We start from the raw sequence: 26819 nt of genomic DNA, 5'->3' as shown, positions 1-26819 counted from the left end.
GCTGTTTTTTCGAGTGACGAGTATCATTTTAATTAAAATTTACTTGCTACTTTAGCTGCTTCTTCAAGACCTGCAGCGATGATTTCTTCTGCTTTATCTGGGAATTGGTTATGTCCTTCAATAACTACTGTTTCCATGTTTGTTGCGCCGAAGAAGCCCATCATACTTGCTACATATTTAACAGCCATTTCTACCTCAGCTGCTGGAGCTTCTGAATATACGCCGCCTCTTGCATTTAATAATGCAATCTTCTTATCTCCAATTAGGCCAACTGGACCCTCTGGCGTATATTTGAACGTTTTACCAGCACGGTTTAAATAATCAATATATGTGTGCAATACTGCTGGAATCGTTAAGTTCCATAATGGGAAGCCGAAAACAACTTTATCAGCTTCTAGGAATTGATTTAAATACTTATCAGCAACTGCTACTGCTTTTGCTTCTTCTTCTGTTAAATCAAATCCTTTACCTACCTTGAATGTACCATTGATCATGTCTACGCCTACGTATGGTAATTCTTCTTTATATAAATCAAGTTCTACTACTGTATCATTTGGGTTTGCTTCTTTATAGTTTGCTAAAAATGCCTCATATAATTTTACACTAACTGCTTGTTCCGCTGGACGGTTATTTGCTTTAACGAATAAAACTGTTGCCATTATTTATTCCTCCTAGTACTCACTCTTATGTTGTTATATGCTTTCAAAAAAGGTATCCCTTGTAATTGTTGTTTTGTTGCTTACAAACATATTTTATCTTTATATAAAGACAATTTCGTCCTCACATAGACGTATTTTTCCATAAAAAAAGTCCACCTTCTAAAGGCGAACTTGGTCTTACGACTTTCGTCTTATACAATTCCATTTTTAACTGCATATAATGCCGCTTGCGTACGATCAGATAAATTCAACTTACTCAAAATACTACTTACATGCGCCTTAACCGTCTTTTCTGTAATAACTAAAACAGATGCAATTTCCTTATTGCTCATCCCTTTCGCTAATAGCTGCAATACTTCATTTTCTCTCGCTGTTAGCACATCCACTTGAATAGAAGATTCTTCTTCCTTTTCTTCTACAGGTAATGTTTGAGAGAGAAGAGCATTTGCTATATCCGGATGTAATTGAATATTACCTTTATATGCGCTTCGAATAGCCTCAACAAGCTGATCTGGTTCTACATCTTTTAAAATATACCCACTTGCTCCAGCCCTTAATGCAGGTAACACATGCGCCTGATCAGAAAAGCTAGTTAATACAATTACTTTCACATTTGGATACTCTTTTTTTATATATGCCGTCGCCTCAACACCATCCATTTCAGGCATATATAAATCCATTAATATAACATCGGGATTTGTTTCTCCTACTTTCACTAACGCTTCTTTCCCATTATTCGCTTCTCCAACTAACTCTAAATCTTCCTGTGTACTTAAGAAAAATGCTAATCCTTTTAAAACGACTGTATGATCATCAACTAACAATACTTTTATTTTCACAAACTTCCCTCATTTTCACATCATAATGGTACATTTACTTTTACGCTCGTTCGTTTATTACTACTTACAATTTTAATTGTTCCACCAACTAATTCTACTCTTTCACGCATCGTAGTCATACCTAGTGATTTCTTTTCTTTTATATTCTTTTCCACAAAGCCCTTTCCTTGATCAACTATTTCTAATGATACATTTTTCTCATTCACTGTAAAATAAATCGTCGCTTCTTTTACACCTGCATGCTTACTTACATTGTTCAGTGCTTCTTGGCCTATGCGCCACAAAGCTTCTTCTACTACACGAGGTAAATCACGAACACCCGTAACTTGCTCCCTAATTTTCAGTCCCAAATTTTCACCGTACTGCTTTAGAGCTGGCAATAATCCTTTTTCTAATCCTGCCGGACGAAGCTGCCAAATTAATGTCCTCATTTCTTTCAAAGCTCCTTGCGCAAGTTCACGCATCTCATGCAAAGATTGATCTACCTTTTCATTTTTACCTTTTAAAACTGCCTCGGCGCCTTTTGTCATGAAGGTTAATGAAAATAATTTTTGCGAAACAGAATCATGTAAATCTCTTGCTAACCGATTTCTTTCTTCCATTCGTACAAGTTCACGGCGCTGCTCGTTTAACCTCAAATTCTCTATTATTAACGAAACATGGTTCGATAATGCTTGAATTACATCTATTGTATTAGCATCAAACTCTCCATTATTCAAACTAACACATAAAACACCAAATATATGGTTTTGAATATGTATTGGTGTAGCAATAACAGCTCGATTTAGATGTACGTTATGTCCTATTTGATGTTTTATTAGAACTGGTTCATCTTGTTCTAACGCCTTCTTGGCCGCCTCTTTTACATCCTCTTGTAACTCTTCCTGAACGTAAGACGCTCGCAGAGATAATTCTTTTTCCTCCCTAATAAAAAGCGCTACTTGATTCCATTGAAATACTTCACCTACGTGATTTACCACCTTTTCAGGTAGTACATTAAACTTATGAATCATTTTTAAATCTTGAATGAAACGCTCTAATTTCACATAATAATGTGCTCTTCTCTTTTCATTTTCATATAATTTTGTTCGCTTTAAAGCCGTACCAATTTGGAAGGCAACCGATTGGAGTAATACTAATTCTTCTTCTGAAAAATGTGTTTTACCCGGACTTGCAACATTTAACACCCCAAATTTTTCTCCCCCAGCTTTTAAAGGAACCGTAGCATGATGAAGAATGCCCTCCGTATCCCCCCAATTATATTCAATTGCATTATTAATTCTTTTACATTCAATAATATTAACGGCTCTCTCTAATTTTCCATCTACAAAACCTCGTAAACACCAACATTCACCTTCGCACATCGGGCGTTTATTTTCATATGTAAGTGCCTCTGGTAATTGATAATCAATTAACTTCGTATACTTCCCATTTTCATCCGCAAGAAAAATCCATCCTGTCGTTAAACCTGTTACACTTAGCAATTTCTCGAGGACAGCTTGCAATACATGATATGTATCATTTGATGTATTTAATGTTTCTGCAATTTCCTTTAATATAACTAATTCATTCGTACGATTATCTCGAAACATACTCATTCTCCTGCATACAAGATTTTAAATAGCTCTTAAAATAAATCATCTACTTTTCACTTTGTACTTATTCGTAACATTGATATAATGGTGAAAACATAGTTTTCATTATATCACTCGAGGGGGCTTTCATAATGACATTAAATAAAGCACTTACTATCGCTGGTTCTGACACAAGTGGCGGTGCTGGTATACAAGCAGATTTAAAAACATTCCAAGAACTGGGCGTATACGGAATGACATCTCTTACAACAATCGTAACGATGGATCCACATAACGGTTGGGCACATAACGTATTTCCAATCCCAGCTTCTACATTAAAACCACAATTAGAAACAACAATTGAAGGTGTTGGCGTAGACGCTTTAAAAACAGGTATGCTTGGATCAGTAGAAATTATTGAAATGGTTGCAGAAACAATCGAAAAGCACAATTTCAAAAATGTAGTAGTTGACCCTGTTATGGTATGTAAAGGTGCAGATGAAGCATTACACCCTGAAACGAACGATTGCTTACGTGACGTTCTTGTGCCAAAGGCATTAGTTGTAACGCCAAACTTATTTGAAGCTTACCAATTAAGCGGTGTGAAAATTAATTCTCTTGAGGACATGAAAGAAGCAGCGAAGAAAATCCACGCTTTAGGTGCCAAATACGTACTAATTAAAGGCGGAAGCAAACTTGGTACGGAAACTGCAATCGACGTCCTATATGATGGAGAAACATTCGATCTTTTAGAATCAGAAAAAATTGATACTACAAATACACACGGCGCAGGTTGCACATATTCTGCTGCAATTACAGCAGAACTTGCAAAAGGAAAACCTGTGAAAGAAGCAGTAAAAACTGCTAAAGAATTCATCACAGCTGCTATTCGTTACTCATTCAAAATTAACGAATACGTAGGTCCAACTCACCATGGTGCATATCGTAAATTCGTTGTATCAAAAGAACTTGTCTAATATATAAATAAAAACACTCACAAGGTTCATACATTGCCTCTGTGAGTGTTTTTTATAAGTTTTATGTCTTCCGGTCATCTTATCTTTAAGATGCAGAGCTGACCTTATTTCTACCATTTCGTTTCGAGTAGTATAACGCATCATCCGCCGCTTGAATAAATTGCTCTGATGCCCCTTCATACTCTGAAACCCCTACCGAAACTGTAATTTTTATTTTTGTTCCATCTAACAATTCAAATGAATGTTTTTCAACAGCTATACGAGTTTGTTCCCCAACATGAATTCCATAAGCCATTTCTTTCCTTGGTATCAAAAGCGCAAACTCCTCTCCACCCTTTCGAAAAACCAAATCCGGAAATGCTGACATTTCTCGCAAAATATGCCCTACTTGTTTTAACACTTCGTCTCCCGCTGGGTGCCCATACGTATCATTTACATGCTTAAAATGGTCAATATCTATAAGTAGTAAACAAAGTGAATCGTTTTTCAAGTGTTTATTACTAATATGACGATTCATCTCTAAATCAAACTGCCTTACGTTTCCTAGACCTGTCAATGCATCTATCGTTGCGTATTGCTTCATCGTTTGAAATAGCTCATTGGATTGTAAAACATAATTTGCACTTATGAATGTTATGTAACCTGTAATAATACTAGAAATTAAATATAATCCCACTATGTGGATCTCTTTAATTAACCATATATATAACGCTGGGATTAGAATAGATAAAATATATGCGTGTAACCATACCCACTTTTCCCCTAAAGAAAGCTTCATACGCGAAATAAAGATACTCCCTATTCCTATCGCAATGATTGTATAAAAGGCCACTTGAGAAGCTAATGAATAATCCATAAACAACAGTCTAGTTACTAAAATCATAATAATTGTTATGGTACTCGCTATCGGCCCTCCAATAATAACAGCTAGAATAACAGCTAAGTAGCGTAAATCCAATAGGATGGTACCAACACGAACACCGAAATACATTAGTAATATACCTAGTATCCCAGTAAAAATGCCTACTACACATTTCTGCCCAAAAGAGAATCCTTCTTTTAACGGCTTATCTCTTAAAAGCTGACCTCCAACAAAAATAAAGGAAAGAATAATTGTTGTATTTACAAATAAGTCCCTTAACATAAAATGATCTCCTTACTTTTCTATCTATCCCTTTCCTTACTTTATTGTATACGAAATCCCTATAATTCCCAAAGTTTTTATTTATTTTTTGCTGTTCCACGTGAAACAGCAAAAAATAAAAAGGGCGAAAACTCGCCCTTTTTCATTAACAACAGCGTGATATTTTTCCGCCCTTTGCGTTAAATCTTGCTTCTTGTGCCTCAGCAAAAAATTGCTTTTGACATAAAACCTCTTCTTCAGGATGATGCTTTTTCATATGCTCCACATATACTTCATAACTTGGTACCCCAACGAGCAAACTAATAAAGCGCTTCCTTTCCCCCCATACTTGCCACAGCTTTTTAAGCATAGTTCCTCGACTCACTTTCATCTCTAGGAATATATGGTGCCTCTTTTAACGGCATTGGCTTATTTCTTAATACTTGTATCCAAATTCGAAGTGCTGAAATTAACACAGCGATTACAACTATCATAAAAATCCCACAAAGCGCTGCATCAATATAATCATTGAAAATAATTTGCTTCATTTGAGCGACATTTTTAGCTGGCGCTAACACTTTTCCCTCATCTAATACTCTCTGAAATACCTTTGCATGCGATAGAAATCCAATTTTAGGATTTTCATGAAATAGCTTTTGATACCCCGCCGTCATTGTTACAATCAGCAACCCGACAGTTGGAATAAGTGTTACCCAAACGTACGCCTTTTTTCCCATTTTGAACAAAATTGTCGTTCCAAGTAATAATGCAATACCTGCTAGCATTTGATTTGCAATACCGAAAAGTGGCCATAATGTATTAATTCCACCGAGCGGATCTATTACCCCTTGGTATAAGAAATATCCCCACCCTAATACACATAATGTTGTAGCGATTACATTTGCTAATGTAGAATCCGTTTTCCCAAATGGCTTATATACATGCCCTAAAATATCTTGAATCATAAATCGGCCGACACGCGTTCCGGCATCAATCGTTGTTAAAATAAATAGAGCTTCAAAGAGAATCGCAAAATGATACCAAAATGCCATCATGGCCGTTCCACCTATTACTTGTGAGAAAATATATGCCATACCTATCGCTAATGTTGGCGCACCACCTGTACGTGATAAAATCGTTTGCTCTCCAACATTTACAGCAAGATCTTTTAGTTCATTTGGTGTAATAGCAAATCCCCATGAGGAAATAACTTGAGCTGCCTGCGAGACATCTGTACCGATAAGTGCTGCGGGACTATTAATTGCAAAATACGTTCCCGGTGTTAATACACAAGCTGCAATCATCGCCATTGCTGCTACAAACGACTCCATTAACATTGCTCCATAACCGATTGGCTGTGCGTGTCCCTCTTGCTCAATCATCTTCGGCGTCGTACCTGATGAAACAAGAGCATGGAATCCAGACACTGCACCACAAGCAATAGTAATAAATAAGAAAGGGAATAGGTTTCCAGAGAACACAGGACCAGTTCCATCAATAAATTTCGAAACTGCTGGCATTTGTAAATCTGGTGCTACAATTAAGATACCGATTGCTAACCCTACAATTGTTCCGACTTTTAAAAATGTACTTAAATAATCACGTGGTGCTAAAAGCATCCAAACTGGTAATGCAGATGCAATAAATCCATATACAATAAGCATAATAGCAATTGTTTCACCACTAAATGTGAACATACTTGCAAGTGTTGGATTTTCTGCTACATACTGTCCTCCAACAAGAGATAAAATAAGTAGGATAATACCAATTACTGATCCTTCTCCAACACGACCAGGCCTAATATAGCGCATATAAACTCCCATTAAAATAGCGATAGGAATCGTTGCTGCTATCGTAAACATTCCCCAAGGACTTCCGATTAGTGCCTTTACTACGACCAACGCTAATACTGCTAATAAAATAATCATAATTCCTAAAATACCTATCATTGCAATTAGTCCTGTAACAGGTCCAATCTCATCTTTAATCATTTCTCCTAACGATTTACCATTACGTCTCATTGAAGCAAATAAAATAACAAAATCTTGGACAGCCCCCGCAACAACTACCCCAACAATAATCCAAATGGTCCCTGGTAAATACCCCATTTGTGCCGCTAAAATCGGTCCTACTAAAGGTCCCGCTCCAGCAATCGCTGCAAAGTGATGTCCAAACAATACCCACTTATTTGTTGGAACATAGTCTTTCCCATCATTTAATGTATGGGCTGGTGTTTGCCGATTATCATCTAAATTAAAAACCTTTCTCGCTATAAATCTACTATAAAAGCGATAAGCAACTGCATATACACATACGGCAGCTACTAAGAGCCATACAGCATTAATGGTTTCACCTTGTGATAAAGCTATTACCCCAAAAGCACCTGCTCCTACTGCTGTAATAACGCCCCAAAGTAAGATCGATTTCAATGTCTTCACATACAATTCCCCCAATACTATTTCTTAGTGGAGATTGTACTAAATTTTCTGAATATTTAACTTGAATCCTCCCTATCATGAAGGATTTTCAGTTTATCATGTTAAAATACTCTCATTATCTACTATAATTCAATGTTATTTCGAAGGCGTTTTACATAATTACGACTGACTGGAATCGGTTGCTCATCATACCTATCTAAATACAAATTATACGTGCCATTATAATAAGGTTTCAGTTCTTTTACATATGACATATTAATTAAATAGCTTTTATGTACACGTAAAAAATCATATGCATTTAGCTTATTTTCTAATTCCTGAAGTGTATATGTTGAAATATACTGATTATTCGTTGTGTAAATTGAAACAGTTTTATTTTCTTTATTTTTACTTACATATACGATATCTTCTGGAAGAATATATCGTATGCCCTCTTGACTTTCTATCGGTAGTTTTCGCAAATAACTCTTTGCTTTCTCACCTTGTTCTTTACCTATTTTATATAAAAGAAATTGTAAATCTTCTTCACGAAATGGTCGCAATAAATAATAAAATGCTTGAAAACGAAAAGCTGTAATAGATTCTTCTATGTTTTCACCTACAAAAATAAATTTTGTATAGCAATTTATTTCTCGTAATAAACTTGCATATTCAAAACCAGTACCATCTAGTAATTTGGAACTTAAAAAAACAAAGTCTGGTATATGTTTTTTCATCATAAATAAAGATTCTGTTCCTGTCTTTGCTTCAAAACATTCTACATTTCTCATATTTTCAGTGAAATTTTCAGCTAACTCTCTTCTCTCTTCTGCCTCTTCCATAATCAGTAAAATTTTCATTTCTTCAACCACCTAATTCTTTGTCCATATGTCCTGTTGTATACATTCGCTTTTATAAGAAATAATCCCTTTTTCTTACTATACCATTATTTATCTAAAAAAACAGAAAAAAGGAAACCACTTCGGTTTCCTCTCCCCCTTTATCCCGTACTAACTGCCTATAAAGAGACAAGTAGTGTAGGATGATAAACGATCCAGGATACGTTTAAATTTTCACTTTATACTAATTCTCGTTGCTTCGTTTCCTGTCCAAGTATTATTACAGCGAATACACCAATTAAAATTGATCCACAGAAAATCGTAAATATTAATGATAGTGAAGCTTCTGAGGCAACTAAATATCCCACTAATAGTGGCCCAAGGATACCACCGATACGACCAAATGCTGCTGCCATCCCTGCACCTGTACCACGAATAACCGTTGGATACTGCTCAGGTGTATAGGCGTATAATGCTCCCCAAGCACCTAAGTTAAAGAAGGATAGTAGCATACCTGCCACAATTAATACTGTTAATGAATCCGCAACCCCAAACAAATAAGCACTGCAAGCTGTCCCAATTAAATACGTAACCAAAACAAATTTACGACCGAGACGTTCAATAAACCAAGCAGCGGTGAAATATCCTGGAAGTTGAGCTAATGTCATAATAAGTACGTATTGGAAACTTTTTATTAAACTAAATCCTTTTAGCACCATTACACTCGGTAACCAAAGGAACATTCCATAATAGGAAAAGACAACACAAAACCATAGAATCCATAGCATAATTGTTGCTTTACGATATTCCCCAGACCAAACTGATTTTATATTTTCAATAACAGATGGCCTTTTTTCAACTTTTTGGAACCTTGGGGAATCCGGTAAATTCCATCTTAAATATAAAGCATATAGTGCTGGAATTGCACTCAATACCATCGCAACTTCCCAACCATATTTCGGAATAACAAAATACGAGATAAGAGCTGCAATTAGCCATCCACCTGCCCAAAAACTTTCTAATAACACAACAATTTTCCCACGCTCATGCGCTTCAACACTCTCTGATACTAGTGTAGAGGCAACTGGAAGCTCTCCGCCAAGCCCCATACCAATTAAAAAGCGTAAAACGAGAAACATTGCAAGTGTTGTTGTTAATGCAGTTAAACCACTACCGATAGAAAATAACAATAATGTAATAATAAAAACTGATTTCCGCCCTATTTTATCTGATAGTATCCCAAAAATAAGCGCTCCTACTGCCATACCGATTGAGTTAATACTGCCTATCCAGCCCATTTCTTGCGTACTTAATCCCCAATCCTTTTGCAAGGCTACCATTACAAATGAAAGCATTCCAACATCCATTGCATCAAATAGCCATCCAAGCCCAGCTATACCAAGTAGTTTGCGCTTCGAAATTTCTTTTACCTTGCCCACTAGAAGTCCTCCTCACACAGGTGTCTTTACACATCATTTTACATGTGTGAATTGTATAAGTAAAATACTTTTGTGTAAAAAATTCTCCTTCATCATTCCCAAAAAGTAAAACGTCTATCCCGATTGGTGAGAGCTAATAATCAGTGGGGATGCCTCACTAATTAAAGTTTCAATTTATTAAAAATGAACAAATAAAAAAAGCAGCGATATTTCGCTACTTTTTCGAACGCATTACTTCTTTTAAAAATTCCGCTAATACTAACTGACGACGCCAGCGTGTTGGATTACTGCATAATCTATAAAACCACTCTAAATGAATCGCTTGAATCCATTTTGGTGCACGTTTTACCTCTCCAGCCCATACGTCTAAACTTCCACCCACTCCAACAGCCATTTTCGTTTCTAAACGATGCTTATTGTTTTGGATAAAGTTCTCTTGTCTCGGGAAACCAAGTGCAACAAGTAATAAATCTGGTTTTGCTTCTTGAATGCGAGAAATAATATTCTCTTCGTCTTCTTGTTTAAAATAACCATCTTGTATACCGGCGATGGATACAGCTGAATATGTCTTTGTTAAATGATCTGCTGCAGCTTGTACAACATGCGGCTTTGCACCTAATAAGAAAACAGATACCGGCTTACTATCTTCTGATAACTTCGCAAGTAAATTACACATTAAATCAAAACCTGCTACACGTTCTTTTAAAGGTGTACCAAGCATCCCGCTTGCCTTTACAACCCCAATACCATCAGGTGTAATTAAATCTGTATTCAATAATGTTTGATAGAACTTTTCATCCTTTTTTGCGCACATAACAATTTCAGGGTTTGCTGTTACTACCTGAAACGTATGAGTTCGCTCCGCTTCTAGTTGTTCTTTTAAATATTGGACCGTTTCATCCATTGTCATTGTAGAAAAAGGAACGCCTAGAATATCAACTGTTTGTACTGCCATAGTTAACTATCCTCTCTATCATTACAAGTTTTTCGCTATTAATTGCTTATATGTTTCCTTTGTATCTTCATATAGTTTTTGAAGTGAGAAGTTCATAGTAGCATGCTCATAAATATGTTTACCCATTGCTGCTAACTCTCCAGTTTTCCACTTATCATACGCTTCTTCTAAAGCTAATGCCAATGCCTTTCCATCACCTGTTGGCACAATCCATCCGTAAGTTTCATCTACGATTAATGGTTCAATTTCTCCAGCCCTAGTCACAATTGATGGTACGCGTTGATTTGCCGCTTCTAATAAAACTAGTGGGAACCCTTCACTATGAGAAGTTAATAAATTTACATGTGACGACGCAAATAATTGTTTTACATCTTGACGATGTCCTAAAAACTCTACTTTATCGTTTATCCCTTTTTCAGTAGCTAATGACTTTAGATTTTCTTCTAATGGGCCATCGCCAACTAATAATACTTTAATTTTCTCTAATTTTGTTTGTTGTAACGCATCGAATAAAACTTCATGTCCTTTGACAGGATGTAATCGTGCTACTTGGATTGCCGTAAATACATCTTCATCAATATTGAACATTTCTTTTTTATTATAGCCTTCTGCTTGTTCCTTATCGTATTCAATTCCATTATAAATAACATGCATTTTTTCATTTGAAATACCTAATGCTGCCAGGCTTTTTTTCAATCTATTTGTTACAACGAAAAATAAGTCTATATTTTTTAAGGCTTTCAAATTTAATTTCGTAAAAACCCAACCTTTTAAGCCCTGTTTAGTAAAGTCTTGAAATGGATCACTATGAATAGTCGTTACCCATTTTGCCTTTATTCTCTTTTTCATTAAAGAAACATAGAAATTAGCCCTAGGACCATGCGTATGAACTACATCAAATTTTTCTTTATTAATAAATTCACTTATATTCTTTAAAATGGATAAATCATAGCGCGATTTTTGTGAAAACACATGGACTTTTATCCCTAACTCCCTTGCTTCCTTCGCAACAATTCCATCTTCAAATACTGCTAATTCTACTTCACCAGTTGGAAACTGATCGAGAAGTGAAATAATATGTGTTTTCCCTCCCCCATCTTCTGCTCCTGCATTCATATGCAATATTCTCATATTTTTTCCTCCTTTAAATCCTCGCTACGTTTCCATCTATTTTTATTTTACTGTACTAAAAAATAAAAGCTAACAAAAGTTAGCTTTTATTTTTATCATTCAATTTCTAGGTCTACTATTAGATAAGCTAACACCACTACAAAGTAAATCCCAACTCCTGGTGCTGTTAAAATGTGCCCTGCAATATAAGCAATACCTAACGCTAACAATAAGCTTGCTGAAATCATTCCATATTTTATATTAAATATATCCTTAAATCTCGTAGCAAATGCTAGTAGAATTCTTAGCCCGTAATAAATAAATGGAATCATTAGTAATACAAAGCCAATAATCCCGAAATCATAAAACCAATCATGGAAGTCCATTTCGATTAGTTTTGGATCTGGCTGCTTTTGTTCATTGTATTTAAAGTTACCTGCATAACCCATTCCTAATAACTTTTGTGACATTGGCGCTTCTTTAAAGAACTGCTTATGTCTTTCTTCATATACTTGACGTCCACTGAAAATAAGGTTTTCTTGATTTTCTTTCTTTTGCTCTTTCTCAAGCTCTTTCTTAACTTCAACTTCTATCTTCGCTTTTTCTTCTGGTTTTTCAACCTTATGGTGCTTTTCTTCTTTTTCTTTAAGTTCTTGTTCTTTTTTCAGCTTCTCTTTAATTTCTTGTTCTTTTTGATCTTGTTGTGCTACATTTTGCTCTGTTAAATAGTTATTGTGAATACCCATATTTTGCGCTAATGGTGTTTGTTTAAACGTCCCAACTACACCGGCTAATAGGATAATAGCAATTACTGCGTTAAGTGCAAGAGATTTTTTGTTCGGATTTTTTCTATCAAATAATAATTGTAGTACAATGATCCCGATTGCTGCCGCTAACGTAACACCAATTGAGCCCATTCCTACTTTCGTACCAACTTGAATTAAAGAGTAAATCATTAAAAGTGATGGAATCCAATATAAAACGTGCTTCACGCTTTTTGTTTTTTGAATAGAATATAGTACCACAATAGGGAAAATAATAGCTAAGATTGAACCTAGTTCATTCCCTGCATAGAACCAACCTCGAGAACCAACCTTCATCCATTCATAACTACCAAAGTCAGTAGATGTTGAAATAGAAATAACCATAATTGCATTAATGATTAATGTAGAATATACAATACTATTTCGAACCTTATCGCTAATATTAACTGTCTTTTTCAATGATTTTAAAGCTAAAATGTATGACCCCAGCATAATATATATATATAATGCTTTCGCAACGAATTTAACTTCTTCACTAAGTACAATAGGATCCTTAACTAGTTTGTTATTAATAAATCCTACCCCTAAAACTCCGGCTAATAATATAAGATAAATTAAAAACTTTCTATTTTCCTTCTCTTTTGCCTGAATTAAAATGTAAATACCACCAACAGCCATAATAAGGAATCTTACTAAAATTCCAACAGTAGCATTTGACTTTAATAAAGTGATGCTAAGAGACGTTAATAAATCTAAAACAGGCTGTAAAATAATAAAAAAGAGCAAAAAATGCTCAAATCTAACCCTAGCTTGATTTGCTAACATTCCAAGACCTCCATACAAAATCTTAACATTATCTTTTAATCATAATTTATTATCGTTAAAACACACCTAGCAATTATAACATAACTCATATTTAAATTGAGAACTATTTTTATACCGAAACTAGCCAATCCACCTTAAGTAGTACTAGAAAATATTATCCTTTAGCTATCCTTCCCTATCTCTATAAAAACTATCTAACACTCTTTCACTTATTATCAGCATTATAGTAACATTCATTAATCCTTGTATTAGTATATAAAATTTAATAATTACAAAATGACATCTACTCTGCTATCCTACAACTAAAGATTAACCTTGCTTCATTTTCCCCTAAACATTTTCAAACGCTTTCTTTATGTATTTTATCCATTTTTCTACATGTAACGAAAAGTAATTGTTATTTCCAATACTTTAGTGTATATTTTTTCTCTGGAACATCTTTAAGAGAAAGGGATTAAGGCCATGTTATTAATCGATATATTTACGTTTCTTGGCATTATCGCCGCTGCCATTTCTGGTACATTAGTTGGTTTAAAAAAAGATTTAGATTTATTTGGTGTCCTTTGTTTAGCTGTAGCTACTGCGCTCGGCGGCGGTATTATTCGTGATATCATGATTGGTAACCTGCCCCCTGTCGCATTTGTAAAACCCATTTACTTTTTCGTAAGTGTATTATCAGCATTATTTACTTGTATGTTTTTTGAGCGCATCAATAAACTTCAAGTCGTTATTATGCTTTCTGATGCTGTTGGCTTAGGCGTTTTTACAGCTATTGGTGCAAATGCGGCAATGTCACATCATGTTGACGCCTCATTTCTAGTTGTTTCAATGGGAGTCATTACAGGTATTGGAGGCGGTATTTTACGTGACATTTGTGCTCAAGATATCCCTTACGTATTCCGAAAAGAAATTTACGCAATTGCTTCTATCTTAGGAGCAATTAGCTTCCTAATCACACACGCTATGGGCGCACACGTATTAGCTTTCTATGTTTGTTTATTAGTAACATTCGTTATTCGTGTCGTCACTGTAATATATAATGTGCATTTCCCTGTTTTCTTTAAAACACATGCTAAAATTAATAAAGGCCATTAAGAGAATTCTAAATAGAATTCTCTTAATTTATATACTATTCAACGAACTAATATAGAGTAATTATATATAAGCATATATAATTACTCTATATTAGTTTTAAAATTGAAAAGGTTTTATATACAGGGGGAAGAATGATGCTTGGGGTTTTCAAAAAAAATATTAATAAAACAAATGTCAGTATAATCGAATTAAGTAAGGACCAACAAATAACTTTTAATGTACCTACTAATTCTGAATTGAAAATTCAAATGGATATGCTACATATTTCAAAAGAAGATCTACAAGTCGTAAAAGTACTACAGCCTTTTATTTATGCAGAAATTGATTGGATTACTGAAAAATTCTATGCCAACATTACAAAACAACCTAATTTAATTACTATTATTGAACGTTACAGCTCTATTCCAAAACTAAAACAAACTTTAAAAACGCATATTAAAGAATTATTCAGCGGCAATATGCATGAAGATTTTATTGAACAGCGTGTTAGGATTGCCAAAAGGCATGTACAAATTGGTTTACATCGAAAATGGTATACTGCTGCTTATCAAGAATTATTCCGCTCTATCATAAAGATTTTGCAAACAAAAATAACAACAATCGATGATTTTTCCTATTCTATAAATGTTATAAATAAATTATTCACTCTTGAACAAGAACTTGTTCTTGCATCTTATGAATCTGAATATGAAAGAATACAAAAAGAGCATGAGAAAGAAAAAGAATTAACTGCTATGACAATTACGCATATCGCAACAGAACTAGCTGCTGTATCTGAAAAGACAAGCTCTTCTATTCAAAAACTAACCGCTAAGTCTGAAACTATTGTAGAGATTGCTAAAACAGGTACATCATTAGCTACAACATCTGAAGAAAAAGCGAATAAAGGGAAAGAACAATTAAACCAGCAAAACAAACGAATGGGATCTATTCAAATGAATATGGAAACAATTATTACAGATACTCATGAACTTCTTGATATTTCTAACAAAATTAACGAAATCATAGATATCGTTAAATCAATCGCGGAGCAAACAAATTTACTCGCACTAAATGCTGCTATCGAGTCTGCACGTGCTGGAGAATTTGGGAAGGGGTTTTCTGTTGTTGCTGGTGAAATACGAAAATTATCAGAGCAAACGAAAGAATCTATCTTTAACGTTACAAAGCTCGTCGAAAAAACAAATGAACAAATTATCCGTGTCTCGTCTTCCGTGAAACAAATTAGCTCTCTCGTATCAGAAGGAACGGATAGTATGTCGGCAACAGATCGATACTTCGAAGAAATTGTAAAAGATATGTCTAACTCAAAAGAACAGAATAAGAAAATTGAACATGAGCTACAAGCTATTTCACAAGTAATGAAAGGAATTCAAGATGATTCCTCACAAATGGCTCTAACAGCCGATAATTTACAACTAGAACTAAATCGATAAGATCAAGTGAAACTTTAATCAGCCCTCAACAATCGGGCTTTTACAGGCGGTCCGCCCCCACCTAACTTCTTTGCTTTCGCTGATTTTGAGGTGGGGGGCTTACTACCTGGAAAATAACGGGATAAAATTCAGGTCCGGCATACTTTCCATTTTGCACTGACTACTAAATTTCATCTTCCATCAAAAAAAAGAATCCAGAATGGATTCTTTTTATTTTCTGAAAAATATTTTTTGACAATACACATAACTCATATAAACACCAAAGCTCTGCAAAATAAACAATGCCGGCATAATTACATTGTAATATACCATATCTACTTGGAATAACTTTAACAATACGTAGCCACTAATTAAAAATAAGAACAACATATATCCCTCATTTTGTTGTTTCTTAATAAGGAAGTGTAATAGAGCTATAGTCATAAACAATGTTACGGCTATATATATCAGTTTTTCACATTTGAAAAGAATAGAATTTATCCCCTCATCTGAAAACTGATTTATCATCGGTTCTAAAAGTTTAAATCTTTCTCCCTCAATCTCTTTTAACTTTTGATCAATATGCTCTGTTATACTTTGATTTTTCGATATGTTTTCCTCATGTTTCGTTTTCCCAATTAAAACAGATTGAACATATGTCTCATTCTCAATCGTATATTGTGACAGTCCCATTGCCTTAATTCCATAATTCACACCAAAATGAGTACTATAAAATAGAATAAGTATCCCTACCATCTTTAGTAACACCTTTTGTTTCGTTGCTGATTGAGACACTTCAATTAATAATACATATACCGTGATAAAAATAGGAAGAAATAATCCCATTGGAAAAATCATATTACTAAATGCAAATAAAACCGCTGAAAACACCCACATATAAGGATGATCTAACCCTTTATATAAAAGTATGTAACAAGCAAAATAAAATAAAAATATTGCAAGTGACTCAGGAGTTAATACGGAACTCAGCAATATATTTGGAATATACAGAGCATAAAATATAGAAGCAATACGACCGCATTCTTCTCCAAAAACCATTGCCGCAATACGATAAATAAAAAATGCGGTTCCTGCGCAAAATAACACATTAAATAGTTGTAAAGCGAATAATGTATCACCAAATATACGAATAATTACTGACTCATATATAATAAAAGGCAAATGAGTGACAGTCCCTATATTATTACCAAGTGCAATCTGCTTTGCAGACTCATACATCACTTTCATATCACCAATTATTGGAGCATCTACAAATAACAGCATACTAAGCCTCACAACTATAGATATACTTATAAGAAAAATAAGAAATTGTTTATCTGTAAAACGATATTGTAGAATTGATGCCACTAACAAAATAAGTATGACGAAAATTGCCAATATGATTGTTACACTTGTTGTACTTCCTCCAAAGAATTGCTTACTTGTCTCAAATGCTGCCCAACAACTATAAACAAAAAATGCGAACATCGCACCGATCGTAATTTTATTGAAGAAAGATGAAAAATTTGTTTGTATATGATTCATATGTCCATTGCACCTCTATTTCCATTCATAACAAAACGATTCTATCATGAATGGGTACACGGCTGATAGAGAATTTCTATGACAAATACATAGTCATTACTTTTTACTTGCAATGTAAGCGAATCCTCTTTTACACTACATTTTAGATAAAATAAATTTTCTTTCAGTTACATGAATACAAATACAGAAGTTTAAATAATACTCTTTTGGACTACACTTTACTTCATTAAATATCTAATATGAGTACTAAGCTTACACATATTATTCTGATTGAAAACAGACTATAGGGGCTGAATATATGGAAAAGAAATTCATGCGAGAATCTAAAGCAATTAAGACAACACGTGTTTTTCCTAACGATTTAAATAATCACCAAACACTTTTTGGGGGGAAATTATTAGCAGAAATTGATAGTATTGCTTCAATTGCGGCTGCAAGACATAGTCGTAAACATTGCGTAACAGCATCTATTGATTCAGTTGATTTTTTAACTCCAATTCACCAAGCTGATTCTGTTTGTTATGAAGCATTCGTATGTTATACAGGGAAATCTTCAATGGAAGTTTTCGTAAAAGTAATTGCAGAAAATTTATTAGCAGGCGAGCGTAGAATTGCTGCTACTTGCTTTATTACATTTGTAGCAATAAAAGATGGAAAACCTTCGTCTGTACCACAAGTACTCCCTGAAACTCAGGAAGAACATTGGTTACACAAAACCGGTTTAGAACGCGCGGAAAACCGAAAAAAAGGACGTTTAAAAAGTAAAGAGATGGCTGAAGTTTTAACTTTAAGTAAGCCTTGGAATATTTAACATAATCTTCTCATCATACATGCATAGGCTCTTCCTTGCATGTATTTTTTATTATAAAAAATACTATCGCTTGCCTTTGTGTTCAGTGGCCTCCCCCTAAAATAACCCATCAGTTTTTCCTTTATTTTCTTATACTTTTAATGGTATATTAAGTAAAGTTGTTTATAAATAACCATAATATAGTTAAATATGTAAGGGGTGGTGCGGTAATGTCTATCGAGGTACCAATTTCAATACCAAAAACTTTGATTATTATTCCAGCCTATAATGAGGAAGAAGCAATTGCGGATACATTAACAAGATTACTAGAACTAAAACAACATTTTACAGCGTTAAGCATTTGCGTTATTAATGATGGTTCACAAGATAAAACAGCTCAAATCGTAAAAAATTTCCCAGTTCATCTTATTAATCTACCATATAATCTGGGCATCGGTTCAGCTGTACAAACTGGTTATAAATACGCATATGAGAATGGATATGATATTGCAATTCAGTTCGATGCTGATGGACAACATAATCCGGATGATTTATACAAAATTATACAGCCTATCGCTGAAGGCCAATGTGATATGGTGCTGGGTTCACGCTTTACAGAAAAAACAGCTTACAAAGGTAGTATTTCAAGAAGAATTGGTATTTTTTATTTTACTGCTCTACTGAAAGTGTTAACGAAACAAACATTTATGGATCCAACTTCTGGATATCGTGCTATCAATCGAGAAGTAATTACGATTTTTGCACACAATTATCCAAAAGATTATCCAGAGCCAGAAGTTCTTATTCATTTAAAAAAGAAAAAACTTCGCATTAATGAGATATCTGTAAATATGCAAGAGCGACAAGGTGGACAATCTTCCATCACACCTCTTAAATCTGCATATTACATGATTAAAGTAAGTCTTGCTATATTGATGCAAAAAATCGTGAAAGGTTGATAGTGAATGCATATAATTACCTTTTCATTCATCTTTATTTTGTTATTATTCTTCTTAATTATTAATTCTATTCGTCGCGGGGCTTTAGAAACAAAATATGCTATTTTGTGGATTTTTGTTTGTTTTGCAATGGCTATTTTAAGTTCTACTGATAAAATTATAAATTGGATTGGAAAACTATTAAAAGTAGAATATCCACCATCCATCTTATTCTTATTTGGATTATTATTCTGTTTCATTTTAATTTTTGACTTAACAAGAAAAATTTCTAAGCTACACCATCAACTTGTAACATTAACGCAAGATTATGCGTTATTAAAGCAAAAATTAAACGTAACACAAACAAAAAATGAAACTGATAACGAATAGTTTTTCATTTAAATATGAATATATATAAAAAAACATCTTAATTTCCTTGAAAAATTAAGATGTTTTTTATTTCAAACTATTTTTTGCTAATTAATAATTTACTAATTTTCATAACCGTTGCCACGGTTCCTACTCCAATTATAATAAATAAAAATGGGATTAACGGTAATGCATATCTTTCATATGCGGCATAAAAACAAGTTAAGGCTGTTTGCAGTAAAAGAATCGACCATAAAAATGTAGTCTCTCTCCACCTTTTTAAAAGGAAGATAAATGAAAGTATCGTACATATTAAAAACATCGTCTTAATAAAATTATGTATTTCATTCATATCCTTTGCAGAAACATTAAATACTTCAATATTATGCTCTATAGAATAATACGGTTTTTTCCACATAATTTCTGGCTTCAAGATTAAATAACTCTCTATCATGGAATTCCTATCTGTTTTCCACCATTCTTTCATTCTATCTTTCGCTATTTTTTCTTCTAATTCCATAAATTCATGTGCTTCCAGATTAGGGTACTTTGCGTGTAATTCTACTTCAAGTTCTGCCATATTCTTACCTTCTGGGTAACCTTTACCTTGATACGTTCCAAGTAATAACGGATTCCCTGCCCCAGCAGTTAGTGGAATAAATTTATCAAATTGAATGTAATTGCGGGCCCACCATGGTCCAAGTACAATAAGTCCTATTCCTATACTTATAATCGCTTGCTTCATCATAATGCGGAATGGATAGCGCTTCATTAAGAGATATATAAATAATGGTATTGGATATAAAGCAACTTGTACGCGTAAGTACAATGCTAAAAAGTAGAAAATTAATACAATTAGGAAATGTTTCGTTTTATGAGTATCAGCTAATTTTAAACTCCAATATAATAATCCCAATGAAAAGAATAGAAACGGCCCTTCTGTTAAAGTTAAATTTTCCACAACAATCTCTGGAGGATACACAGCTAATAAGAAAGCACCTATTAACCCTGCAGCGGGATTCAATAAATAAGTACCAATCTTATAAGTTAGTAAAATACTAAGTACCCCTAATAGGATAATAATTAATTTAGCTACAAAAAGGCCTTCATTGCCATTTCCAAAAAAGTAAAATACAGTAGCTAAAAATGCTGGAAAACCTGGCATAATATGAATAGTTGGTTTATCCGGCTCATGATATGTTAACATTCCTGTTTCCAATAAAATAGTTGCCGTTTTTTGATACCCTAGATCATCACTAGCTAGGGTCAAATCTGCACCATGTGTTTGTAAAGTTGCAAAACGAAGCGCAAAACCGACTATCATAATAATCCCTAAAAGGATTACATTAGATTTGCGAGTAAATCGCCTTAACATCTCATCTTCTCCCTTCAAATACATAATTTTCAAATTATATTTCTATATTTTTACAAGACAATATATTCTATAATAAATACTTTTTATACAAAGTACAATAATAGAAAGTTGATTTACAAAGTTTATATGCGTTAAACTGATACAGATGTTCTTGTAATCTTCTTCCTTTCAAAAGGCTTGTATATATGGTGCAAGACATAAAAAATTTGAGGAGATAAAAATTCTATGATGGAACAAAAACAACTTGTTTCTGTTGTCATACCCCTGTATAACACAGAAAGATATATTGAAGAAACGATGCAGTCAATACTGGATCAAACATATAAAAACATTGAAATTGTAATTGTAGATGATGGAAGTAAAGATCAATCACCTTCTATCGTAAAAAATCTTGCGGAAAAATATCCGGGTCAAGTAAAATACGTTCACCAAAAAAACCAAGGTGTTTCAGTAGCTCGTAATACAGGGATTGAAAATGCTAGCGGAGAATACGTGGCTTTCCTTGATAGTGACGACTTATGGCATCCAACTAAAATTGAGAAACAAATCGAGAGTATGCATAAAAACAACATGGACGCGTGCTATTGTGGTTATATGAATTTCTACGAAGAAACAGGCGAAAAGGTTGAGCATACAACAAACTTTATTAAAGGTGATATGGCAAAAGCATTCTTAACACACCAAGTTGTTGCTCAAACAAGTACTTGGATTTTCAAACGCTCTATCGCAATGAATCATAATATCCGTTTTACACCAGGATGTAGCTGGGGAGAAGATTTGGAGTTTTTATTTAAACTAATGAGTGTGACAAATGTATGCTATGTCGATGAATACTTAACATATTATAGAATCTTATCAGAAGGAAATCTTTCTTCTAAGTATAAAGATTATGAATTAAAAACGACAAAAGAGTTGGAAGTATTCAATCGTATGAAAGATTGGGTACATAACAAATCTCAAGACTTCATTACGAAAGACCCTCAGTCACTTATTGAGATTCTTGAGACTTATTTATTCCCTTATACTGTTATCAATAATGCTTGTATATACATTAAAGAAAACTCTCAATTAAATAATGCCCAAGTTCAATTAATCAAAAAAGATATAAAGAAATATTGCCATAAAATCTATTCAAAAAACGGAAAGCGTAGTAAAAAACTATATGCAATGCTTTGGTTTGTACGAATTAAATTTCTGTTTTCTTAAACTGAAAATATAGTACTCACCTCTCTTTCCGTAAACAAATCAAATTTACAAATAGGACAAACGAAAAAGGTCCTAAAGAATAGAAAGGTTTTTTCTCATGAAAACAAATAAGATTCTTAAAAATGCCTCCTACCTATTTGTAGGAAATATTACTGTTCGATTTGTACTTGCTATCGCGACGATTCTCTTCGCAAGATACGTTTCTCCCGGTGAGTATGGGATGTTCACAACTGCATTAGCAGTTTCCGCTGTTATTTGTTATTTCACAGATGCTGGTTTGACACATACGTTTATGCGTGAAGGAACGAGAAAGGATGCAAATATTAGCGTACTAATCAGTAGTTATTTACGTATTCGTTTCGTATTAGCTGTCGTAATTTCTGTACTCTTCGCTATTTTTGCTCAGTTCTTCTATACTGATGCCTACCTACGCGCCATGGTATATTGGGTTGTACTACCAACAATGTTTGGAGCAACTTTACAAGGCGTTGGAATGGCTTATTTCCAAGTAACAGAACGTATGCAATTTACAGCGATTATTTCTGTACTACAAGGTGTAACAGCCGCAGCTGCGCTTCTACTCGGAATGTCGTTGAAATGGTCACTTATGACGGTCGCTGCTATGTATGGGATATCTAGTCTTGTAACAGGAGTCATCGCCTTCATAATGGTACTCCGCCATACGACAGTTCATAAGGGCTGGGACAAAGGGATTTTAGATCAACTGCTGATTTTCACAATCAATGGCATTATCATTATGCTTTTACCGCAGTTAGGCCCTATTATATTAGAAAAAGTTTCGACGTACGAGCAAGTTGGATTCTTTGGAGCTGCATCAAAAATACCTGCAGTCCTTTATCAAATACCTGGTGTAATTGCAGCAGCCTTTTATCCAAAATTATTTGCGTTTGGAAATGAAAAGAATATTGATGAACATAGAAAACTATCTCAGTTTGAATTAAAACTGATGTCTTTTTTAGGAATGGGAATCTCCATTCCATTTATCGCTGATCCAAGCTTTTGGATTGTTACTTTATTAGGCAAAGAATATGCGCCAGCTGGTGATGCTCTTGCCATTTTAGCCTTTATGGTCATTTTACAATCTATTAACTATCCACTTGCTGATAATTTAACGACAATTGGTCAACAATGGAAACGCGCAACAACAATGGGAATCGGACTAGCTGTTGCCGTTATAAGTTACATCGTCTTAGGTAGTCAGTTCGGAATGATGGGAGCAGCTATTGCCGCTATCCTTACCGAGATTACGTTATTAATCGGATTCACTCTATTTGTTCGTAAAGGCTTCTCGTTACTATTTAAAGGGATTATATTCAATACCTTAGCCTTTATCATCAGCTATATTCTATACCGTACAATATTAATTACCTTACCGCCATTAGTTGCTTTAACAATTACTGGTATATTATACGGTATTATCGGTCTTGCAATCGATCCACAAATACGCGGATTGATTTTAGGATTTATAAATAAAAAGCTGGCTCGAAAATAAATAAAAATAAAAACTTCAAATCAAATTTGAAGTTTTTATTTTTATCTTCTTCACTTAGAAAATGAGCCCTTTTTCAATCTATATCTTAAATTGACTTGCCTTTCTGGAATGATTATACTTGGAAACGAACAGCACTAGATGTACAACGCCTATTATTAAGGTAATTCATAGTTAATTCTTCATGTAAATATTAACTATTTACACCCTAAATTTACCACACATTGCACCAATAAACACTTTATTAATACTATTAAAAATCGCCGATTCATACACAGTTTTTCTTCATCCTAAAACGATATCCAGAGATGAAGAATGTGGCAATTGCATTTAAGGAGGCTTATTTATTTAATGACTTCAGAAGTAAATAAAAGAACATTTTTCACTAAAAGCACACTTATTATTATTCCATTATTAATAATATGTGCATTTGCTTTTCATTACTTTTTCCTAAAATCAGACAATGTATTTTCTAGTACAGGAGATGCATTATCACAATTTAGTTTCTTTACATTCCTTTTACAACACGCATTTAAAGATGGAAATTTATTTTGGTCTTGGGATTATGGCTTAGGTGGAGATTTATTCGGAGAATTTAGTTATTACTATAGTACAGCACCATTTTTCTGGCTTACGCTTCTACTTCCTAAACTAAATTTTGACCAAATCTTTGAGATGAAACTATATATGAGTATTTTAAAGAGTACATTAGCTATGTTATTCATGTATGGTTCTTTACGTTATCACAATAAAACTATTTTTTCTTCTTTCATTTCTGCCATTATATATGGAGGATGTGTAACTTTCATTCGCCATTCTTTATTATGGGATTTCATGGCAGATGCTATAGTGTTTTTACCTTTAGTAATATGGGGATTAGATAAATATATTTTAGAGCGAAAAAAAGGGTTATTCCTGTTTGCAACAGCACTTATGCTTGCATCAAATTTCTATTTCGCTTTCATTACTAGTATTTTTATCTATATTTATGCCTTTTTCCAATATTTCGCTACACAGCAGAACAAAACAATTAAAACATTTATAATTTATTATATTAGAATTGCTTTTCTATATGCTTTATCACTAGGTTTATCTGCTGTTTGCTTTATACCATCTGTAAATGGTGTATTTAGTTCCGATCGACTCGCTACAAAATTTACTATACCGTTATTGTTTGAAGGTACGTTTTATAAAAACTTAATGGAAAGTATCTTTTTCATTAATAATACAGAGGATTATCAGCTTGCATTCCCTGTTTTCATCCTCTTCCTTATTACTAGCGCGCTTCTAATACGCAATAAACTTGTCACAAATAAATTAATCTTTACTGGGTTTATGTTAGTGCTATATATGCTTCCATATACGTATTCCGTATTTAATGGCTTTTCTGCCATGCAATACAGATGGTTTTACTTATTTGCATTTGTGGTTGCACAAACTGTCGCCTACATTTTAGATTGGATGCTACTCAACAAACAAAAGGTCAATTCTTTAATAGGTCCTTTGCTAGCAACAACATTATTTATTTACGCATTCTATAGAAAAGTAAATATAAATGCACAGCCGCTACAAACAATTGATAAAATTTTAATTTGCACTACTGTATTATCTATTATTACAATATTACTATGGCGCTATTTATCAAAAGTAGCCTTACAATGTTTCATAGTATTAAATGTACTCGTCAATGTAATATTTATTAATTACTTCTATTCAGATTTTGCTCTTAGTAAACACTTTAATCAAGCAGGCGTGACAAAAGAATCATTACACGGGCCAGGTCTTGATAATAAGGATGAAATTGACGCAATTCGTTATATACAAAATCAAGATAAAGATTTTTATCGAATTATCAATCCAAACAATAATTATAAAAATACGCCGATGTTGCAAGGTTATCATGGTACAAGTACTTATCAAAGCTTAGTTAATTATCATGTTCATGACTTTATGAAAAATAAGTACAATGTTTTCCAAGGATACGATAGTCCATCTATGTTCTTCCAGTTAGATAAACGATTATTCCTTGAGAACATGCTAGGGGTAAAATATTATGTACTAAGTGAAGGTGCTAATAAAACCGAAATTCCTTATGGTTATAAGCATTTACAACAAGTAGGTCCTTACAACATTTATAAAAATGAATTTGCACTACCATTAGGCTATGTATACGAAGCTGGAATAAGTGATGAAGAATTTTCAAAACTTAATTTTGCCGAGAAAGATCAACTTTTATTAGATGCTGTAGTTGTAAATGATGTTGGAAGTCTCCCACTAAAACAATTTAATACAAAACAGCTAGATTCAAAACAAATTAAGATTAATCCAAATAAAATGAAGTGGGAAAATATAGAGAAAGAGAAAGATATACTCACTGTTCATGAAAATGGGCGTATAATAGTACCTATTGATAATAACGATATGTTAGGTGATCTTCTTGTTGAAATTAAAATTAGAAATATAAACAAGGAATCATTTGGGGTTACCGTGAATGACAAATCTATGATAAAAGGTAATGAAGATGGAGCTTATGCTTATCCGCTAGAAAGATTTGTTTACAACTTAGGAAAAGATGCAAAGCCAACCGAGCTAATCATTTCTATTCCTACTCCTGGTCAATATGAGTTGAAAGATTTACAAATCAACAGTACTAACTATCAGACTGTCCCGAAAAAAGTAAATACTTTAAAAGAAAATAGCCTACAAAACATTTACTATGAAGGTAACTCCTTAAAAGGTGATATTAATTCCACTAAAGATGGATTACTATATTTATCGGTACCATATAGTAAAGGATGGTCAATAAAAGTTGACGGTAAAGAAACGGAATTTACGAAGGCTAATTCCGCCTTTATTGGCGTTCCTATTTCCAAAGGGCAACATGTAGTTGAAATGAAATACGTCACACCTTATTTCAAAATGGGTCTCGTTATTTCTATCATTTCATTTATCATTTGCATCTCGCTTCTAGTTCTTGGAGATACGAAAAGATATTCAAAATTAAAAAATCGTTTTAAAAAAAGGTATTAAAATGAAGTGAAGTAAAAGTTGAAGA

Annotated in this window: 22 protein-coding genes and 1 pseudogene; 10 read left to right on the top strand and 13 right to left on the bottom strand. The window is 33.6% G+C overall.

Annotation, left to right across the window (positions count from 1 at the left end; all coding sequences use genetic code 11):
• Nucleotides 1-32: 32 nt before the first annotated feature.
• The 3 genes from BLT20_RS18240 to BLT20_RS18230 all read right to left on the bottom strand — a co-directional run bounded on the left by BLT20_RS18240 (nt 33) and on the right by BLT20_RS18230 (nt 3090).
• Nucleotides 33-659, bottom strand: coding sequence for an FMN-dependent NADH-azoreductase (locus tag BLT20_RS18240; RefSeq protein ID WP_000246740.1), 627 nt, complete (start codon nt 657-659; stop codon nt 33-35).
• A gap of 191 nt (nt 660-850) precedes the next feature.
• Entirely contained in the window at nt 851-1498 is a 648-nt protein-coding gene (locus BLT20_RS18235; protein WP_000695801.1) for a response regulator, read from the bottom strand.
• 20 nt (nt 1499-1518) lie between these two features.
• Nucleotides 1519-3090 carry a GAF domain-containing sensor histidine kinase gene (locus BLT20_RS18230; protein ID WP_000488138.1) on the bottom strand — a complete coding sequence of 524 codons (1572 nt, stop codon included), beginning with the start codon at nt 3088-3090 and terminating at the stop codon, nt 1519-1521.
• A gap of 134 nt (nt 3091-3224) precedes the next feature.
• On the opposite strand from BLT20_RS18230, the gene pdxK reads away from it, so the two are divergent.
• Nucleotides 3225-4049, top strand: coding sequence for a pyridoxine/pyridoxal/pyridoxamine kinase (gene pdxK, locus BLT20_RS18225; RefSeq protein ID WP_000174252.1), 825 nt, complete (start codon nt 3225-3227; stop codon nt 4047-4049).
• Nucleotides 4050-4134: 85 nt separating this feature from the next.
• On the opposite strand, the gene BLT20_RS18220 is transcribed toward pdxK, so the two are convergent.
• The 8 genes from BLT20_RS18220 to BLT20_RS18180 form a co-directional block, all read right to left on the bottom strand.
• Nucleotides 4135-5193 carry a GGDEF domain-containing protein gene (locus BLT20_RS18220; RefSeq protein WP_000942916.1) on the bottom strand — a complete coding sequence of 353 codons (1059 nt, stop codon included), beginning with the start codon at nt 5191-5193 and terminating at the stop codon, nt 4135-4137.
• A gap of 145 nt (nt 5194-5338) precedes the next feature.
• On the bottom strand, nt 5339-5542 hold the full coding sequence (locus BLT20_RS18215) for a YbdD/YjiX family protein (protein ID WP_000914503.1): 204 nt from the start codon (nt 5540-5542) through the stop codon (nt 5339-5341).
• On the bottom strand, nt 5535-7610 hold the full coding sequence (gene cstA / locus BLT20_RS18210; protein WP_000854315.1) for a carbon starvation protein CstA: 2076 nt from the start codon (nt 7608-7610) through the stop codon (nt 5535-5537). The genes BLT20_RS18215 and cstA overlap by 8 nt, the downstream gene beginning before the upstream one ends.
• Nucleotides 7611-7732: 122 nt before the next feature.
• Complete coding sequence (locus BLT20_RS18205) at nt 7733-8449, bottom strand: LytR/AlgR family response regulator transcription factor (protein ID WP_000698256.1); 717 nt, start codon at nt 8447-8449, stop codon at nt 7733-7735.
• Nucleotides 8450-8667: 218 nt separating this feature from the next.
• Nucleotides 8668-9867, bottom strand: a complete 1200-nt coding sequence (locus BLT20_RS18200; protein WP_000521075.1) for an MFS transporter — start codon at nt 9865-9867, stop codon at nt 8668-8670.
• Between the two features lie 214 nt (nt 9868-10081).
• Nucleotides 10082-10822 (bottom strand): WecB/TagA/CpsF family glycosyltransferase, encoded by a 741-nt coding sequence (locus BLT20_RS18190; RefSeq protein WP_000290748.1) that lies wholly within the window; start codon nt 10820-10822, stop codon nt 10082-10084.
• A 21-nt stretch (nt 10823-10843) separates the two neighbouring features.
• The gene (locus tag BLT20_RS18185) at nt 10844-11953 is read right to left on the bottom strand and encodes a glycosyltransferase family 4 protein (RefSeq protein ID WP_001221231.1); all 1110 of its coding nucleotides are present in this window, start codon (nt 11951-11953) and stop codon (nt 10844-10846) included.
• Nucleotides 11954-12048: 95 nt separating this feature from the next.
• A complete protein-coding gene (locus tag BLT20_RS18180) occupies nt 12049-13521 on the bottom strand; it encodes an O-antigen ligase family protein (RefSeq protein WP_000880760.1) in 1473 nt (490 codons plus the stop codon).
• Between the two features lie 462 nt (nt 13522-13983).
• Here BLT20_RS18180 and BLT20_RS18175 point away from each other — a divergent pair, with 462 nt between their 5' ends.
• From BLT20_RS18175 to BLT20_RS31350, 3 genes and pseudogenes are all read left to right on the top strand, one after another.
• Nucleotides 13984-14616 carry a trimeric intracellular cation channel family protein gene (locus tag BLT20_RS18175; RefSeq protein ID WP_000924371.1) on the top strand — a complete coding sequence of 211 codons (633 nt, stop codon included), beginning with the start codon at nt 13984-13986 and terminating at the stop codon, nt 14614-14616.
• A gap of 131 nt (nt 14617-14747) precedes the next feature.
• Nucleotides 14748-15296, top strand: a pseudogene (locus tag BLT20_RS31355) (protoglobin family protein); the annotation flags it as partial.
• 54 nt (nt 15297-15350) lie between these two features.
• Nucleotides 15351-16052, top strand: coding sequence for a methyl-accepting chemotaxis protein (locus BLT20_RS31350; RefSeq protein WP_370445139.1), 702 nt, complete (start codon nt 15351-15353; stop codon nt 16050-16052).
• 210 nt (nt 16053-16262) lie between these two features.
• Here BLT20_RS31350 and BLT20_RS18165 read toward each other — a convergent pair whose 3' ends face one another.
• Nucleotides 16263-17576 (bottom strand): ArnT family glycosyltransferase, encoded by a 1314-nt coding sequence (locus BLT20_RS18165; protein WP_001015625.1) that lies wholly within the window; start codon nt 17574-17576, stop codon nt 16263-16265.
• 298 nt (nt 17577-17874) lie between these two features.
• Here BLT20_RS18165 and BLT20_RS18160 point away from each other — a divergent pair, with 298 nt between their 5' ends.
• From BLT20_RS18160 to BLT20_RS18150, 3 genes are all read left to right on the top strand, one after another.
• The gene (locus BLT20_RS18160) at nt 17875-18387 is read left to right on the top strand and encodes an acyl-CoA thioesterase (RefSeq protein ID WP_000412124.1); all 513 of its coding nucleotides are present in this window, start codon (nt 17875-17877) and stop codon (nt 18385-18387) included.
• A 209-nt stretch (nt 18388-18596) separates the two neighbouring features.
• On the top strand, nt 18597-19325 hold the full coding sequence (locus BLT20_RS18155; RefSeq protein WP_000021473.1) for a glycosyltransferase family 2 protein: 729 nt from the start codon (nt 18597-18599) through the stop codon (nt 19323-19325).
• A gap of 6 nt (nt 19326-19331) precedes the next feature.
• Entirely contained in the window at nt 19332-19694 is a 363-nt protein-coding gene (locus BLT20_RS18150) for a DUF2304 domain-containing protein (RefSeq protein ID WP_000547568.1), read from the top strand.
• Between the two features lie 76 nt (nt 19695-19770).
• Here the strand turns inward: BLT20_RS18150 and BLT20_RS18145 are convergent, their stop codons facing one another.
• Nucleotides 19771-21048, bottom strand: a complete 1278-nt coding sequence (locus BLT20_RS18145) for a glycosyltransferase family 39 protein (RefSeq protein WP_000946116.1) — start codon at nt 21046-21048, stop codon at nt 19771-19773.
• A gap of 225 nt (nt 21049-21273) precedes the next feature.
• On the opposite strand from BLT20_RS18145, the gene BLT20_RS18140 reads away from it, so the two are divergent.
• From BLT20_RS18140 to BLT20_RS18130, 3 genes are all read left to right on the top strand, one after another.
• A complete protein-coding gene (locus BLT20_RS18140) occupies nt 21274-22254 on the top strand; it encodes a glycosyltransferase family 2 protein (RefSeq protein WP_000970536.1) in 981 nt (326 codons plus the stop codon).
• A gap of 97 nt (nt 22255-22351) precedes the next feature.
• Nucleotides 22352-23767, top strand: a complete 1416-nt coding sequence (locus BLT20_RS18135) for an oligosaccharide flippase family protein (protein WP_000856149.1) — start codon at nt 22352-22354, stop codon at nt 23765-23767.
• A 348-nt stretch (nt 23768-24115) separates the two neighbouring features.
• Complete coding sequence (locus BLT20_RS18130) at nt 24116-26794, top strand: YfhO family protein (protein ID WP_000200227.1); 2679 nt, start codon at nt 24116-24118, stop codon at nt 26792-26794.
• Nucleotides 26795-26819 lie beyond the last annotated feature (25 nt).

The sequence above is a fragment of the Bacillus sp. cl96 genome, from assembly GCF_900100505.1.
Lineage (GTDB): Bacteria > Bacillota > Bacilli > Bacillales > Bacillaceae_G > Bacillus_A > Bacillus_A cereus.
This window is presented reverse-complemented; position numbering and strand designations above follow the sequence as displayed.